Source organism: Nonomuraea sp. NPDC051298 (genome assembly GCF_055586305.1).
In genome coordinates this window covers 690,670-705,167 of the sequence record NZ_JBVJIM010000001.1, presented here as the reverse complement: position 1 = coordinate 705,167, position 14,498 = coordinate 690,670, and the positions used below count along the sequence as shown (strand labels likewise).

At 71.7% G+C, this 14,498-nt stretch carries 13 protein-coding genes; 11 read left to right on the top strand and 2 right to left on the bottom strand.

Going from position 1 to position 14,498, the window contains the following annotated elements:
- Nucleotides 1-49: 49 nt before the first annotated feature.
- From ACZ6S0_RS03420 to ACZ6S0_RS03395, 6 genes are all read left to right on the top strand, one after another.
- A complete protein-coding gene (locus ACZ6S0_RS03420) occupies nucleotides 50-253 on the top strand; it encodes an RNA-binding S4 domain-containing protein (protein ID WP_344892473.1) in 204 nt (67 codons plus the stop codon).
- A 509-nt stretch (nucleotides 254-762) separates the two neighbouring features.
- Entirely contained in the window at nucleotides 763-2,172 is a 1,410-nt protein-coding gene (locus ACZ6S0_RS03415; RefSeq protein WP_465912979.1) for a uracil-xanthine permease family protein, read from the top strand.
- The gene (locus ACZ6S0_RS03410) at nucleotides 2,169-3,014 is read left to right on the top strand and encodes an FAD binding domain-containing protein (protein WP_465912978.1); all 846 of its coding nucleotides are present in this window, start codon (nucleotides 2,169-2,171) and stop codon (nucleotides 3,012-3,014) included. Before ACZ6S0_RS03415 ends, ACZ6S0_RS03410 begins: the two co-directional genes overlap by 4 nt.
- On the top strand, nucleotides 3,004-3,483 hold the full coding sequence (locus ACZ6S0_RS03405) for a (2Fe-2S)-binding protein (protein ID WP_465912977.1): 480 nt from the start codon (nucleotides 3,004-3,006) through the stop codon (nucleotides 3,481-3,483). The genes ACZ6S0_RS03410 and ACZ6S0_RS03405 overlap by 11 nt, the downstream gene beginning before the upstream one ends.
- Complete coding sequence (gene cutA / locus ACZ6S0_RS03400) at nucleotides 3,480-5,840, top strand: aerobic carbon-monoxide dehydrogenase large subunit (protein ID WP_465912976.1); 2,361 nt, start codon at nucleotides 3,480-3,482, stop codon at nucleotides 5,838-5,840. Before ACZ6S0_RS03405 ends, cutA begins: the two co-directional genes overlap by 4 nt.
- A 63-nt stretch (nucleotides 5,841-5,903) precedes the next feature.
- Nucleotides 5,904-6,320 (top strand): hypothetical protein, encoded by a 417-nt coding sequence (locus tag ACZ6S0_RS03395; RefSeq protein WP_465912975.1) that lies wholly within the window; start codon nucleotides 5,904-5,906, stop codon nucleotides 6,318-6,320.
- 40 nt (nucleotides 6,321-6,360) lie between these two features.
- Here the strand turns inward: ACZ6S0_RS03395 and ACZ6S0_RS03390 are convergent, their stop codons facing one another.
- Together ACZ6S0_RS03390 and ACZ6S0_RS03385 are read right to left on the bottom strand one after the other, a co-directional pair.
- Nucleotides 6,361-8,658 carry a PQQ-dependent sugar dehydrogenase gene (locus ACZ6S0_RS03390; protein ID WP_465912974.1) on the bottom strand — a complete coding sequence of 766 codons (2,298 nt, stop codon included), beginning with the start codon at nucleotides 8,656-8,658 and terminating at the stop codon, nucleotides 6,361-6,363.
- A gap of 154 nt (nucleotides 8,659-8,812) precedes the next feature.
- A complete protein-coding gene (locus ACZ6S0_RS03385) occupies nucleotides 8,813-9,853 on the bottom strand; it encodes a LacI family DNA-binding transcriptional regulator (protein WP_465912973.1) in 1,041 nt (346 codons plus the stop codon).
- A 103-nt stretch (nucleotides 9,854-9,956) separates the two neighbouring features.
- Here ACZ6S0_RS03385 and ACZ6S0_RS03380 point away from each other — a divergent pair, with 103 nt between their 5' ends.
- From ACZ6S0_RS03380 to ACZ6S0_RS03360, 5 genes are read left to right on the top strand one after another with little or no spacing between them, the layout of a single operon-like run.
- Nucleotides 9,957-11,186 carry an amino acid ABC transporter substrate-binding protein gene (locus ACZ6S0_RS03380; RefSeq protein ID WP_465912972.1) on the top strand — a complete coding sequence of 410 codons (1,230 nt, stop codon included), beginning with the start codon at nucleotides 9,957-9,959 and terminating at the stop codon, nucleotides 11,184-11,186.
- Entirely contained in the window at nucleotides 11,180-12,061 is an 882-nt protein-coding gene (locus ACZ6S0_RS03375; protein ID WP_465912971.1) for a branched-chain amino acid ABC transporter permease, read from the top strand. Before ACZ6S0_RS03380 ends, ACZ6S0_RS03375 begins: the two co-directional genes overlap by 7 nt.
- The gene (locus ACZ6S0_RS03370) at nucleotides 12,045-13,034 is read left to right on the top strand and encodes a branched-chain amino acid ABC transporter permease (RefSeq protein ID WP_465912970.1); all 990 of its coding nucleotides are present in this window, start codon (nucleotides 12,045-12,047) and stop codon (nucleotides 13,032-13,034) included. The genes ACZ6S0_RS03375 and ACZ6S0_RS03370 overlap by 17 nt, the downstream gene beginning before the upstream one ends.
- Entirely contained in the window at nucleotides 13,031-13,774 is a 744-nt protein-coding gene (locus ACZ6S0_RS03365) for an ABC transporter ATP-binding protein (protein WP_465912969.1), read from the top strand. Before ACZ6S0_RS03370 ends, ACZ6S0_RS03365 begins: the two co-directional genes overlap by 4 nt.
- Nucleotides 13,767-14,498: an ABC transporter ATP-binding protein gene (locus tag ACZ6S0_RS03360; protein ID WP_465912968.1), complete on the top strand. Its 732-nt coding sequence runs from the start codon at nucleotides 13,767-13,769 to the stop codon at nucleotides 14,496-14,498. Before ACZ6S0_RS03365 ends, ACZ6S0_RS03360 begins: the two co-directional genes overlap by 8 nt.

The window sequence follows — 14,498 nt, the reverse complement described above, 5'->3', positions numbered from 1 at the left end:
TCGTGGTCCCTGGCCGGGGTCCCTGGCCGTGGTCCTAGGCTTGGGCAGCGTGGACTTCGAACTGCGCTCCGACTTCATCCCGCTGTGTGACCTGCTGAAGTACTGCGGGATCACGGAGACGGGCGGCATGGCCAAGCACCTCATCGCCGAAGGGCTGGTGCGGGTGGACGGAGAGGTGGAGCTGCGCAAGCGAGCCAAGATCCGGTCGGGTCAGGTGGTCAGCGGCGACGGCTTCTCGATCAGGGTGGAGTGACGCGAGGGGGCGCGGTGTCGGGCGCGCCCACGAAAAGAAACGGCCCCCGTGACGGGGGCCGTAGTACCCGGGATCATAGCCCCGGGCGGGTAGCTACATGTTAGGACGTGATGGCGGTGCGCGACGGCAGGATGGACATGGTCATGCTCGTCCCGGCCGACTCCGACCTGTGCGCCGCGATCCACTCCATCAGGCAGGAGACCGGGAGCGGTCCCGCGTACAGGAACTGAGGGCCTTTGCGCGTTGGGTGCGCTGGGCAAGAAGAAACGGCCCTCGTGGTGAGGGCCGTAAGGCCCGGGAGCTGAGTGCCGGGCGTTCTGCCCTCAGGCTAGGAGGGCATGGCGGTGCGTGACAAGCCGAACGGTGAGAGTGGTCGTTCTCTGCGAGGTTTTCTCTGGTGGGCGGGGCGGATTTGGCAGATCATGCCCGTGTAGGAGCGGGCCGGCGGGCCTAATGTGCCCGCAACGGAACGGGTCGCCGGCCCAGCGCCCAGCACAAGAGGGGCTCGCATGGTTGTGGGATGGACCAAACACGGTGACGGCAAGCACCTGGCTCCCGGCGAGGTGGTCAGGCCCGACGAGAGGCTGAGCTGGCCCCGGATGGTGGGGTTCGGGGCGCAGCACGTGATCGCGATGTTCGGCGCGACGTTCGTCTTCCCCCTCGTCATGGGGCTGGACCCGAACGTGGCCGTGATGATGTCGGGTGTCGCGACGATCCTGTTCCTGCTCATCGTGAAGGGCAAGGTCCCCAGCTACCTGGGCACCAGCGCCTCCTTCCTGGGCGGCGTGGTCGCCATCAGGGCCGCGGCGGGCGGCGACACCGGCGGCGCGGACGCCCTGGTGACCGGCGCCATCCTGGTCGCCGGGCTGGTGCTGGCGCTGGCCGGGCTGGCCATCCACTTCCTCGGCGTGGGCGTCATCCACCGGGTCTTCCCGCCCGTGGTGACCGGCGCGGTCGTGATGCTGATCGGGTTCGGGCTGGCGTTCGTGGCGGCGGACACCTACTGGCCGCAGGACCACTGGATGGCGTTCGCCACGATGCTGATCACGTTCGTGGTGATCGTGCTGTTCAAGGGGTTCCTCGGGCGGGTCGGGGTGCTGGTCGGGCTCGTGGCCGGGTTCGGGCTGTCGTGGGTGCTGGATCGGGTCGCGGGGCCGGTCACGTCCGTGCTGCCGGGGGTCAACCTGCGCGACGCGGCCGGGGCGAGCTGCCCGGCCGAGGGGACGTACTGCGTGGCCACGGCCTTCCCGCACGACCGGGTGAGCTTCGACGCGGTGGCCGCCGCGCCCTGGTTCGGGCTGCCGGACTTCCACGGGCCCGACTTCAGGACCTCCGCCGTGCTGCTGGTGCTCCCCGCCGTGATCGCGTTGATCGCGGAGAACATCGGGCACGTCAAGGCCGTGGGCGAGATGACCGGGACGGACCTGGACCCGTACGTGGGCCGGGCCGTGCTGGCCGACGGCGTCGGCACCGTGGTCACCAGCGCCGTCGGCGGTTCCCCCACGACCACGTACGCGGAGAACATCGGCGTCATGGCGGCCACCAAGGTGTACTCGACGGCGGCCTACTACATCGCGGGCGTCATCGCGATCCTGTTCGGGCTCTGCCCGAAGTTCGGGGCGCTCATCGCGGCCACGCCGGGTGGCGTGCTCGGCGGCGTGACCGTCATCCTGTACGGCATGATCGGCCTGCTCGGCGCCAAGATCTGGATCGAGAACCGGGTGAACTTCGCCGATCCCGTGAACATGGTTCCGATCGGGGCGGGCATCATTCTGGCCATCGGACCTGTGAGGCACCTCATCAGCGGGGAGTTCGTCCTGGAGGGCATCACGCTCGGCACGGTCGTCGTGCTGGGCGGCTACCACTTGCTGCGCGCCATCGCCGGGCGCACTCCCGAGCCCGTACGGAGCGAGGCGTGAAGCCGCCGCCGTTCGTCCACCACGCGCCGCGCGACCTCGGCGCGGCTCTGCGGACCCTCGCCGAGGTGCGCGGGAAGGTGCTGGCCGGCGGGCAGAGCCTCATCCCCATGCTCAACATGCGGCTGGCCGCGCCCGAGCACCTCGTCGACATCAACCGGGTGGCCGGGCTGGACACCGTCGAGACGACCCCGGCGGGGGTCAGGGTCGGCGCGCTGGTCAGGCACTCAGAGGCCGAGCGGGCGGGGCTGCATCCGCTGCTCACGCGGGCGCTCAAGCTGGTCGCCCATCCCGTGATCCGCAACAGGGGGACCGTGGTGGGCAGCCTCGCGCACGCCGATCCGGCGGCCGAGTTGCCCGCGGTGCTGGCCGTGCTGGGCGGGCACGTACGGGTGGCCCGCCGGGACGGGAACGGCGGCACGGCCGTACGGGACGTGCCGGCCGGGGAGTTCTTCGTCGGGCCGATGGAGTCGGACGTCCGGCCGGACGAGCTGGCCGTGTCGGCGTTCTTCCCTGCGCTGGGGGAGGGCGCCGGGGTCGCGTTCGAGGAGGTGGCCCGCAGGCACGGCGACTACGCGCTGGCGGGCGTGTGCGCCGTGGTCAGCCTGGGGGAGGTGGTCACGGCCAAGGTGGCGTGCATCGGGGTCGGGCCGGTGCCCGTCGTCGTGGAGCTGGACGCGGGCGAGACCGACTGGCGCGCGGCGGCGGCCCGCGTGCGCGACGCCACCGAACCCGAGGACGACATCCACGCCTCAGCCGCCTACCGCAGGCACCTGGTGGGCGTGCTGGCAGAGCGGGCGCTGCGCAACGCGGCGCGGGAAGGGGCGGCGGCCCGTGGAGCATGAGATCACCCTCGTCGTGAACGGCACCGCCCGCCGCGTACGCGTGCCGGCGCGGCGGCTGCTGTCCGACTGCCTGCGGCACGACCTCGGCCTGACCGGCACCCACGTGGGCTGCGAGCACGGCGTCTGCGGCTGCTGCACGGTGCTGCTCGACGGCCTGCCGGTACGGTCGTGCCTGACGTTCGCCGTGACCGTGGACGGCGCCGAGCTGACCACCGTGGAAGGGCTGGCGGACGCGGACGGCGGGCTGTCGCCGGTGCAACGGGCCTTCGCCGAGTGCCACGGGCTGCAGTGCGGGTTCTGCACGCCGGGCTTCCTGTGCACGGTGACCGCCCTGCTCAGGGAGAACCCGGCCCCCACCGAGGAGGAGGTGCTGGAGGGCATCTCGGGCAACCTGTGCCGCTGCACCGGCTACCAGAACATCGTCAAGGCCGTCCACCGGGCCGCCGAGCTGCTGGCGGAGGAGGCATGACGACGAGGCTGTTCGGGGAGCCCGTACCGCGCAGGGAGGATCCGCGGCTGCTCACCGGGCAGGGCCGCTACCTCGACGACCTGGGTCACGACGCGCTGGCGGCGGCGTTCGTACGGTCGCCGCACGCCCATGCCCGCATCCGCGACATCGACGTGGGCCCGGCGCTCGACGTGGAGGGGCTCGTCGCCATCTACACCTGGGAGGACCTGCCAGAACGCGTCGGCCGGGCCCTGCCGCTGCTGATCCCGCACCCCGCGCTCACCCACGGGCGCACCGCCTACCCGCTGGCCAGGGAGGTCGTCAGGCACGTCGGCGAGCCGGTGGTCATGGTCGTGGCCGCCGACCGCTACGCCGCCGAGGACGCCTGCGCGCTCATCGAGGTCGACTACGAGCCGCTCAAACCGGTGGTGGGCCTGGCGGAGGCCGTTCAGGGGGCCCAGCTCGTGCACCGGGACGTGCCGGGGAACGTCGGCGCCCACCTCGTCCAGGAGGTTCCCGCGGCCGACGGGCGCGGCGCGAGGGAGGCCATCGAGACCGCCCCGCACACGCTCGCGTTCCGGCTCGACATCGAGCGCAGCGCCAGCATGCCGCTGGAGGGCCGCGGCGTGTACGCCCGCTGGGACGGCCGCGACCTGCGCGTCTACTCCAGCACCCAGACCTCGACCAGCGTGCGCATGGCCGTGGCCGCCGCGCTCGGGCTGCCGCTGCCGCAGGTCGAGGTGATCGCCCCCGACGTGGGCGGCGGCTTCGGCGTGAAGATCGTGCACCCGTGGCCCGAGGAGGTGCTCGTCCCGTGGGCCGCCATGACGCTCGGCCGCGAGCTGAAGTGGGCCGAGGACCGCAGGGAGCACTTCGTGGCCTCGGCGCACGAGCGGGCGCAGGTGCAGTACGTGCGCGTGGGGTTCGACGACGACGGGCGCGTGCTGGGGCTCGACGTGACGATCCTGCACGACCACGGCGCCTACACGCCGTACGGGATCATCGTGCCCATCGTCACCTCCACGCAGCTTCTCGGGCCGTACAAGCCGGGGGCCTACCGGGTCGAGTTCACCGCCGTCTACACCAACACCGTGCAGGTCACCCCCTATCGCGGGGCCGGGCGGCCGCAGGGCGTGTTCTGCATGGAACGCACGATGGACAAGATCGCCCGATACCTGGGCAAGGACCGTACGGAGGTGCGGGAGGTCAACTTCATCCGGCCCGAGGAGTTCCCGTACGACCAGGGGATGATCTTCCAGGACGGCCGGCCGCTGATCTACGACAGCGGGAACTACCCCGAGCTGCTCCGCATGATCAAGGAACTCATCGGCTGGGACTCCTTCGAGCGCCGCCCGGGGCGCGGCATCGGGATCGGCTGCTACGTGGAGGGCACGGGCGTGGGGCCGTACGAGGGCGGGCACGTGCAGGTCACCTCCGACGGACGCGTCCACGTCTCCACCGGGCTCACCTCACAGGGGCAGGGCCACGAGACGGTCTTCGCCCAGATCGCCGCCACCGAGCTGGGCGTGCCCATCGACCGCGTCAGCGTGGTCACCGGCGACACCCGCCGCTTCGGGTACGCGGTGGGCACCTTCGCCTCCAGGGCCGCCGTCGTCAGCGGCAACGCCGTCGCCCTGGCCTGCAGGAAGGTACGCGAGAAGGCGCTGCGCATCGCCGCCGACGCGCTGGAGGCGAACCCCGCCGACCTCGACATCGCCGACGGGATCGTGCACGTGAGCGGGACACCGGCCGCCTCCATCCCGCTGTCCACGGTGGCGGTGCTGGCCAACCCGCTGCGTTACGCCTTCGACGAGGAGACGGCCAAGGCGACCCAGTTCGCCGGCGCCGCCGCCCCCGACCGCCCGCCCGTGGCCGAGGGGGACGAGCCGGGGCTGGAGGGCAAGGACTACTACTCGCCGATCCGGTCCACGTTCGCGGCCGGGATGCACGCCGCCATCGTCGAGACCGACCCCGACACCGCCGAGATCACCGTCGCGCGCTACGCCGTCGTGCACGACTGCGGGCGGCTGATCAACCCGATGATCGTCGAGGGGCAGATCCACGGCGGGGTGGCCCAGGGCATCGGCGGCGCCCTGTACGAACGCATGGTCTACGACCAGCACGGGCAGCTCGTCAACGCCTCCTTCATGGACTTCCTCATGCCGTACGCCACCGAGATCCCGCACATCGAGACCGGCCACCTGGAGACGCCCTCGCCGCTCAACCCGCTCGGTGTCAAGGGGGCGGGGGAGGCCGGCGTGATCCCGGTCTCCGCCGTCATCGCCTCGGCCCTGGAGGATGCCGAGGGCATCGAGATCGACCGCATGCCCATCTCGCCGTCCGAGCTGTTCGACCTGCGCACCGCCCGCCCGGAGTGAGCGGTGCCCGGCGCGGCGAGGGTTGCGGTGAACCCGCTTCGGCAGCGCTGCGTACCCCGGGATATGACGACATTTCCACGTCTGGCCGCTCTCGCGCTGCTGGCCGGACTGGCCGCCGCCTGCTCCTCCGGGAGCGGCGGCGGCCACGTCGCGGCGGGCGCGCAGCGGGCCGTCGCCGCGCCCCTGACCGTCGAGCAGCTCTCGGCCAAGGTCGGGTGCGCGCCGAAGATGCAGGTGAACGCCACTGAGCTGCGTACGGGGTACTGCAAGACCCCGGACGGCGAGTTCTTCGTGACGACGTTCAAGACCCAGGCGGGCAAGGACGCCTGGATGGACGCCGCGCCCGAGTACCACCCGCACCTTGTCGGGAACCTGTGGACGGTGCTGTCCAGCAGGAAGGTGCTCGATCTGCTCAAGGAACGGCTCGGCGGGGACCTCCACCTCACCGACCACAGGAAGAAGATGCAGGTGGTCGGGTGAGGGGGCCGGTCTCCGTGCCCGTTCCGAGGTGATCGCCCGATCAGCGCAGGAGGGCGTACTGGGCGCGGATCTCGCCCGGGGTGGCGACCCTGTCCAGGAACATCAGGCCGTCCATGCGGCAGTCACACGGGTTCTGCTCCCGCGTGTTCTGCGGGTGACTGCCGCCGATCTTGATGCCGCGCGGGTCGGTCGCCGAGGTGAGGTCGGGCTCGGGGTCGCCCTTCAGCCCCCACGGGTCGCCGTCCACGGTGTAGGAGCCGTCGAGCGCGCGGCCGTCGCGGTAGAGGCGCATCGCCCCGGTGTCGAAGTCGAAGGTGGCGGCCAGGAACACCCACCGGTCGCGTGGCAGGATCGTCTGCCACGGCAGGTTCGCGGCGAAGGTCTGGGAGGCGGACCCGTCCACCCTCCTGGCCAGCGCCACCACCCGTAGCTCACCCTCGACGGTGATCAGCTCCAGCAGCGCCCGCACGTCGTGGCCCTGGGAGTCGCCACTGAGGACGCCCGCCAGGCCGATCGCGCCGTAGCGGTCGGCCGGGTCGGCGGTGTTGGTGTTGAGCGCGGGCCCGGTGCCGGTCATCTTGAACCACCCCATGATCGTGGTGCCCGAGGCGGCGTTGAAGGCCCGCAGGCTGGGCAGGCCCGTCTCGGCGTACACCCCGGCCTTCCAGTCGTCGTTGCCTGCGGCCGCTTGGTCGACCTGCCGGGTCTGCAGGCTGTGCGTGCTGCCCCGGTACGCGCCGTCCGCGACGCGCATCGCCGCGCCGCCGTTGACCAGCGAGATGGGGGTGCCCGACAGGCCCTGGTCCTGCTCGCGGGCCGGGTCTCCTGGCACGGGGTGCTCGAAGTCGTACGCGGCCACGAGGCCGGGACGGAACGACGGCAGCACGCCCGACGGCGCGTACGTGGCCTTCGTCACCTTCCAGATCTTGCCGTTGGCCTTGGACAGGGCGTACAGCTCGCCCGCGGCGTCCTGGCCGAAGCGCAGGTCCACCCGGGTGTCGCCGGACAGGTCCCGCATGGTGACCGGCCTGCCGGCCGCGTCGACCAGGCGGGGCTGGTAGATGGTGGCCCGGGTGCCGGTCTCCTCCCGCATGTCGGCGGCGACCGTGTAGAACACCTGGCCGTCCACGATGTCGCCGAACAGGTACTTGCCGTACAGGAGCGGCAGCCGGTCGCCCCGGTAGACGAACCCGCCGACGATGGCGTGGCCGCTGTCGGCGGTGCACGGGTGGCCGGGCGGCGGGTCGTGGTCGTAGGCGGCCACCGGGTAGGTGTAGCCGTACTGCTCGTCGTCGTCGGGCAGTGTGTACAGGTTGCAGCGGTCGGCCTGGTCGAACACGAAGGAGCCCTCGCGCTCGCTCCAGCCCAGGTTGTCGCCGGGGCCGACGTCGTAGACGGCCTCGATGGCGTGCTCGCCGATGTGGCCGAGGAACAGCCGGTTGCCGGCCTTGGAGTCGAAGCTGAAGCGGTGGGGGTCACGCATGCCGTACGCGTAGATCTCGCCGAGCTTGCCCGCCTGGCCGGCGAACGGGTTCGAGGGCGGGATGTCGTACTTGCCGGTGGAGCTGTCGGGGTCGATCCTGAGGATCTTGCCCTGGGGGATGGCCAGGTTCTGCGCGTCGTCGCTGGTGACGCCCCGGCCCCCGTCGCCCGCCGCGACGTAGAGCAGCCCGTGGTCGGCGTCGCCGGGGCGGGCGGCCGGGTTGAAGTCGATCTGCTGGATGCCGTGGACCTGCCCGGAGAAGCCGAGCCTGAGCACCTCGCGGCGGGTGCCGGTGAAGGTGGCGGCCCTGGGGTTCGCGGCCGTCCACTCGGTGATCACGCCGTGGAACCTGGTGCCGGGCTGGGCCGGCAGGTCGGGGGTCTTCGTGGTGAGCGCGTCGCCCCACTCGGTGTGCACGGTGTAGAACCTGCCGTTGCGCCCGAACTCGGGGTGGAAGGCGGCGAAGCCGAAGCCGCTGCCCAGCCCGCGCCCTGAGACGAAGTCGGGCGCGAACGCGGCGGCCACGTCGAGGTACTCCTTCGGCTGCCGGTCCCTGCCGAGCAGGTAGAGCTTGCCGTTGAGGTCGTTGGCGTACAGGCGGCGCGAGCCGTCGGGCAGCTCGCCGAGGTAGTTGATCCTGGCCCAGCGCACCAGGCGCGGGTCGGTGGGCTCCGGGATCGTCTCGGTCTTGGGGAAGGAGGCGAACTCCTCCAGCGTCAGCGTGAGCGGCGACGGCGTGGGCTTCTCGGGGATCGGGTCGTCGATCGGGACCGGCGCGGCGGCGACGGCCGGGGGTGCGAACAGGGCGGTCAGCAGCAGGACGACCGCGACGGTGAGAGTGCGAAAGGCGGGCATCGGGGGATCCTCTCGCAGCGCCCGAAGGGGCGGGAAAGCGCTTTCTGGGACGTCGTGATCGTAACTCCAGGCAAGACCCTGTCAAGGGCCGGTGCGGGGTCCTTACGCGTCCCCGCCGCCGCACGTGACGCGCGTCGCCCGCTTCCCGCGCAGGTCAGCGGGGTGGCGGGGCGGTGGAGGCCCGGACCACCAGCTCGTGGCGCGTACGCCGGCGGCGCGGGCGCGCGGCGGGCGGCTTGAGCACCAGCTCCAGTGCCTGCCTGCCCATGCCCACCATGGGCAGGCGCACGGTGGTGAGCGCCGGGTAGACGTCTTCCGCCACGGGCACGTCGTCGAACCCGGCCACCGAGATCTCGCCGGGCACCCGGTGCCCGTGGTTGAGCAGCCAGGACAGCGCGCCGACCGCCATCGGGTCGTTCAGCGCCACCACCGCCGTCAGGTCGGGGTGGGCCCGCAGCAGCCGGGCCGCGGCCGTCGCGCCGCCCTCCCTGGTGAAGTCGCCGTGCACCAGGGGGACGGTGTCCCAGTCGAGCCCGGCCGCGCCGTACGCCGTGCGCAGCCCCGCCAGCCGGTCCTCCACCGTGGTCAGGTTGGGCGGGCCGCCGATCACGCCCAGGCGGCGGTGGCCCAGGTCGAGGAGGTGGCGCATGAGGCTCGCGCCGCCTGCGGCGTTGTCGGGCAGCACCGCGTCGATCGCCAGGTGGTGGCGGCCGATCACCGCGACCCGGCCCCCCGCCCCCGTGAACGAACGCAGCTCGGCGGCGAGGTCGGCCTCGGTGGCGGCCTCGACGTACCCCGACCCGGCCAGCACGATCGAGGTCACCCGGTGGGCGCGCAGCGCGCGCACCCTGGACAGCTCGGCCCGCGGGTCGCGCTCGGTCTGGCTGATCAGCGCCAGGTAGCCGCGGCTCTCGGTCTCGCGCAGCACGCCCCTGGCGATCTCGGCGAAGTAGGGGTCGCCCACGTCGTGCACGATCAGCCCGACCATCGACGCCTGCCCGCCGGCCAGCGCCCGCGCGTGGCTGTTGGGCACGTAGCCCACCTGGGACGCGATCGCCTGGACGTGCGCCGCGACCTCGGGACTCACGCCCGTGCTGCCGGTCATGGCCCGTGAGGCCGTCGCCAGCGACACCCCGGCCGCCTTGGCCACGTCGACCAGGCGAGGGGGGGATGGGAGGGAAGGTCGCTCTGCCATACCGGTGCGGACCCCCTTGTTCAGGGCGGAATCTCGTGTAATCGTAACCGAAAGCGCTTACGAAAGCGCTTTCGCTCCGCCTCTTCTGACGGGGGTCCCCTCGATGGCAAGAGTACGCAAGGGCCTGGTGGCCGTCTCGCTGTGCGCATTAGCGGCGACCGCGTGCGCGAAGACCGACGAACCCGGCGCGGCCCAGTCGCCCGGACAACAGCAGGGGCCGGTGAAGATCGGCATCTCGCTCCCGCTCACCGGCGACTTCTCCGAACCCGGCAAGGGCATCCAGGAGGGCTACCAGGTCTGGGCCGACCGGGTGAACGCCAAGGGCGGCCTGCTCGGCAGGAAGGTCGAGCTGATCTTCCGCGACGACGCCTCCGACCCCAACCGGGTCAGCTCCGACTATGAATCCCTCATCACGCAGGACAAGGTCAACCTGGTCTTCGGGCCGTTCTCCTCGCGCCTGGTGATCCCGGCGGCGAAGGTCGCCGAGTCGTACGACATGGTCTTCGTGGAGCCCGCGGGGGCCGCCGCCGAGGTGTTCGAGCAGGGCTTCACGCGGCTGTTCTACGCGGCCCCCGCGGTCGCCGACGACCACTACAACTACCTGGCCGACTACCTCACCAAGCTGCCGGCCGACCAGCGGCCCAAGACGGCCGCGTACGCGAGCCTGGACGACCCCTTCGCCCAGGGCACCGCGTACGGGCTGCGCGACAGGCTGACCGCGGCCGGGATCAAGACCGTCGTGGACGAGGTCTACCCGCCCGAGACCACCGACTTCTCGCCCATCGCCGCCAAGATCGCCGCCGCCGAGCCCGACCTGGTCGTGGGCGGCACGCAGTTCGAGGACTCGGTCGGCCTGGTGCGCGCGCTGCAGGAGCTGAAGGTGCAGCCCAAGCTGGCGGCGTTCTCGACCGGGCCGACGCTGGCGGAGTTCCCCGGCGCGGTGAAGGGGGCGGCCGAGCACATCCTCTCGCCCGTCGGCTGGTCGGCCACCGCGTCGTTCACCGGCAACCAGGAGATGGTCAAGCGCTACAAGGAGCTGTTCGGCGGCGAGGCCAACGAGGACGCCGCCAACGGCTACACGGTCGGCCAGATCATCGAGGCCGCCGTGACCGCGGTCAAGTGCGTGGACCCGGTCAAGGAATGCCAGGACAAGCTGGCCGGGCACATCCGGCAGAGCACGTTCGACACGGTCGTGGGGCCGCTGTCCTTCGACGACAAGGGAAGGCCGGAGCAGGCCCACATGATCCAGCAGTACGTGGACGGCAAGGTTGAGATCGTCCTCCCCGAGCAGGCCAAGACCGCCGACCTCGTCTACCCGAAGCGGGAATGGTGAGCCTGCTCCTGCAGGGCCTGGCCCTGGGCGTGCTGACCGGCGGGCTCTACGCGCTGCTGGCCTCGGGCCTGTCGCTGTACTTCGGCGTGATGCGGGTGGTCATGGTGGCCCATCCGGCGTTCCTGTTCCTGGCGGCGTACCTGACGTACACGGTGCACACCACGTTCGGGGTGGACCCGTTCCTGGCGCTGCCGGTGACGGTGCCGCTGTTCTTCGCGCTGGGCGTGGCGGTGCAGCGGCTGCTCATCGCCAGGCTCGCGCCGGAGAACCTGGCGATGATGTCGGTGCTGCTGACGTTCGGGATCGCGCTGACCATCGAGGGGCTGCTCGGCACGGTCTACACCGGCTCGTACAAGTCGGTCAGCATGGAGTACGCGACCCGGTCGCTGAGCGTCGGCGGCGTGCACCTGCCGTACGACAAGATCATCGCATTCTGCGTGGCGGCGCTGACCCTGGCGGTGCTGTTCGCGGTGCTGGTCAAGAGCCGCTTCGGGCAGGCGCTGCGGGCCACGATCCAGCACCGCGAGGCGGCCCGGCTGGTCGGCGTCCCTACCGAGCGCGTGGCCGGGTACGGCTTCGGCGTGGGCCTGGCCACGGCCGCCGTCGGCGGCACCGTGCTGGCCCTGATCACGCCGTTCTTCCCCGCCTCCCACTGGGTGTGGATCGGCAAGCTGATGGCGATCATCGTGGTCGGCGGGCTGGGCAGCGTGGTCGGCGCGGCGCTGGCGGCGATCCTGCTCGGGGTGGTCGAGGGCCTGGTGCTGGTGACCGTGGACGCCACCTGGGCCACCATGATGTTCTACGTCTTCCTCTTCCTGGCCCTGCTCGTCCGCCCCCAGGGGCTGTTCGGAGGCCGGCTTGCGCATCGCTTCTAGAGGGCTCCCGCTGCTGGTCGCCGCGCTGGCGATCGCCTATCCGTGGCTGGTGCCCAACTACTACCTGGTGTACGCGGGCGCGCTGACCGTCATGTACGCCGCCATGTCCACCTCCTGGAACCTCCTGGGCGGCTTCACCGGTTACGTCTCGCTCGGCCACTCGGCGTTCTTCGGTCTGGGCGCGTACGGCACCGGGCTGCTGGTCGTGCGCCTGGGCGTCCCGTGGGTGGTGGCGCTGCTGGTGTCGGCGGCGCTGGTGACGGTGTTCGCCGTGGGCGTGGGCATCGCGGCCGTACGGGTGCGCGGCGCGTCCTTCGTGATCGTCTCCATCGCGCTCGTGTCGATGATGAACCTCGTCGTGCAGGGCTGGCGCTCGCTGACCGGCGGCTCCACCGGCCTGCAGGTGCCCTCGCCCTTCCCCGGCCTGCACCGGGGCGAGACGCACATGGTGTTCTTCTACCTGTTCCTGGCGCTGCTCGCGGTCGCGCTGCTGTGCTGGTGGCACGTCTCGCGCTCCCGCTTCGGCGCGGGCCTTCGGGCCATCAGGGAGGACGAGGACAAGGCCGAGTCGCTGGGCGTGCCCACGGGGGCGTACAAGGTGGCGGCCTTCGCCCTGTCCGCCCTGTTCGTGGCGCTGGCCGGCGGGCTGTACGCGGTGTGGTTCGGCAGCCTCGACCCGATCTTCGTGTTCTCCATCCTGATCGGCTCGTACATGGTGCTCATGAGCCTGCTCGGCGGCGTCAGGCACCTGTACGGCCCGCTGCTCGGCGCGCTCATCGTGGCCCCGGCAGGGGAGTACTTCCTGATCGCGCTGGGCGAGACGCAGATCCACCTCACCGCGACCGGGCTGGTGCTGGTGCTGGTCGTGCTGTTCATGCCGGACGGCATCCTGGCCAGGCTCACCCGGAGACGGCCTGGCCCGTCCATCCCCGACGAGACCGCCGACCAGAGACTCCAGAAGGTGACACCGTGAGCGTCAGAGGGGGCTCCCTGCGCACGGAGGGGCTGACGAAGTCGTTCGGCGGCGTGCTGGCCGTCGACGGCGCGGACGTCGAGCTGCGCGACGGCGCGATCAACGGCCTCATCGGGCCGAACGGCTCGGGCAAGACCACGTTCTTCAACATCGTCACCGGCATGATCAGACCGGACGCGGGGCGGGTGCTCTACCGCGACCGCGAGATCACCCGGCACTCGCCGCACCGCGTCGCGCACACCGGCATCGGCCGCACCTTCCAGCTCTGCCGGGTCTTCCCGCGCATGAGCGTGCTGGAGAACATGCTGGTCGCGGTGCGCCGTACCCGGCTGCGCGAGCTGCTGGCCGGGCTGCGGGACGCGGGCGAGGTGGAGCGGGCCCGGCACTGGCTGCGCCGCATGGGCATCGAGCACCTGGAGGAGGCCGAGGCGCGCGACCTGTCGTACGGGCAGCAGAAGCTGCTCGAACTGGCCGCCGTCCTCATGGCCGAGCCGGACCTGGTGCTGCTCGACGAGCCCGCCGGCGGGGTGAACCCGGCGCTGATCGACCGGATCACGGCGCTCGTCCGCGAACTCAACGCGGAGGGCCGCACGTTCCTGGTCGTCGAGCACAACATGGACATGGTGATGGGCATGTGCGACCACGTGATCGTCTTCGACCGCGGCGCGCCCATCGCCGAGGGGCCGCCGTCGTCGGTGCGGGAGGACCCGCGGGTCTTGGAGGCGTATCTCGGTGTCTGAGCTGCTGCTGACGCTGGACGACGTCGTGGCCGGGTACGGCAGGGCCGCGCCGGTGCTGCGCGGCCTGACCGTCACCGTCCGCGCCGGCGAGGTCGTCTGCCTCGTCGGCCCGAACGGCGCGGGCAAGTCCACCGCGCTCAAGGTCGCCAGTGGCCTGCTCGCGCCCAGGTCGGGGCGGGTGCTGCTGGCCGGGCGCGACGTGACGGGCCTGCCGCCGCAGCGGCTGCTCGGCCTGGGCCTGGCCCACGTGCTGCAGGGCCACAGCGTGTTCCGCGAGATGACGGTGGCCGAGAACGTCCGGCTCGGCGGCTTCACCGTGCGCGACCAGGCCCGGCTGAACGCGCGGATCGAGGTGGTCAAGGAGCTGTTCCCCGTCGTGGGGGAGCGGTGGGGGAGCCTGGCCGGGCTGCTGTCCGGCGGGCAGCAGAAACAGGTGGAGTTCGCGCGGGCGCTGATGCTGGAGCCGTCCGTGGTGCTGCTGGACGAGCCCTCGATGGGGCTCGACCCGCGCAACACGCAGGTGGTGTTCGACCAGATCGACCTCATGCGCCGGACCGGGGTGGCGGTGCTGCTGGTGGAGCAGAACGCGCGCAGGGCCCTGGACATGGCCGACCTCGGCTGCGTGCTCGACCTCGGCCGGGTGCACATCTCGGGCCCCGCCCGCGACCTGGCCGCCGACCCCCGCCTCGGCCGCCTCTACCTGGGCGGCGCCCCCGCGACCTAG

Bases quoted from the DNA above. Each gene is read 5' to 3' on its own strand.
- ACZ6S0_RS03415 (WP_465912979.1), top strand. From the start codon at position 763: ATGGTTGTGGGATGGACCAAACACGGTGACGGCAAGCACCTGGCTCCC.
- cutA (WP_465912976.1), top strand. From the start codon at position 3,480: ATGACGACGAGGCTGTTCGGGGAGCCCGTACCGCGCAGGGAGGATCCG.
- ACZ6S0_RS03395 (WP_465912975.1), top strand. From the start codon at position 5,904: ATGACGACATTTCCACGTCTGGCCGCTCTCGCGCTGCTGGCCGGACTG.
- ACZ6S0_RS03390 (WP_465912974.1), bottom strand. From the start codon at position 8,658: ATGCCCGCCTTTCGCACTCTCACCGTCGCGGTCGTCCTGCTGCTGACC.
- ACZ6S0_RS03385 (WP_465912973.1), bottom strand. From the start codon at position 9,853: ATGGCAGAGCGACCTTCCCTCCCATCCCCCCCTCGCCTGGTCGACGTG.
- ACZ6S0_RS03380 (WP_465912972.1), top strand. From the start codon at position 9,957: ATGGCAAGAGTACGCAAGGGCCTGGTGGCCGTCTCGCTGTGCGCATTA.
- ACZ6S0_RS03375 (WP_465912971.1), top strand. From the start codon at position 11,180: ATGGTGAGCCTGCTCCTGCAGGGCCTGGCCCTGGGCGTGCTGACCGGC.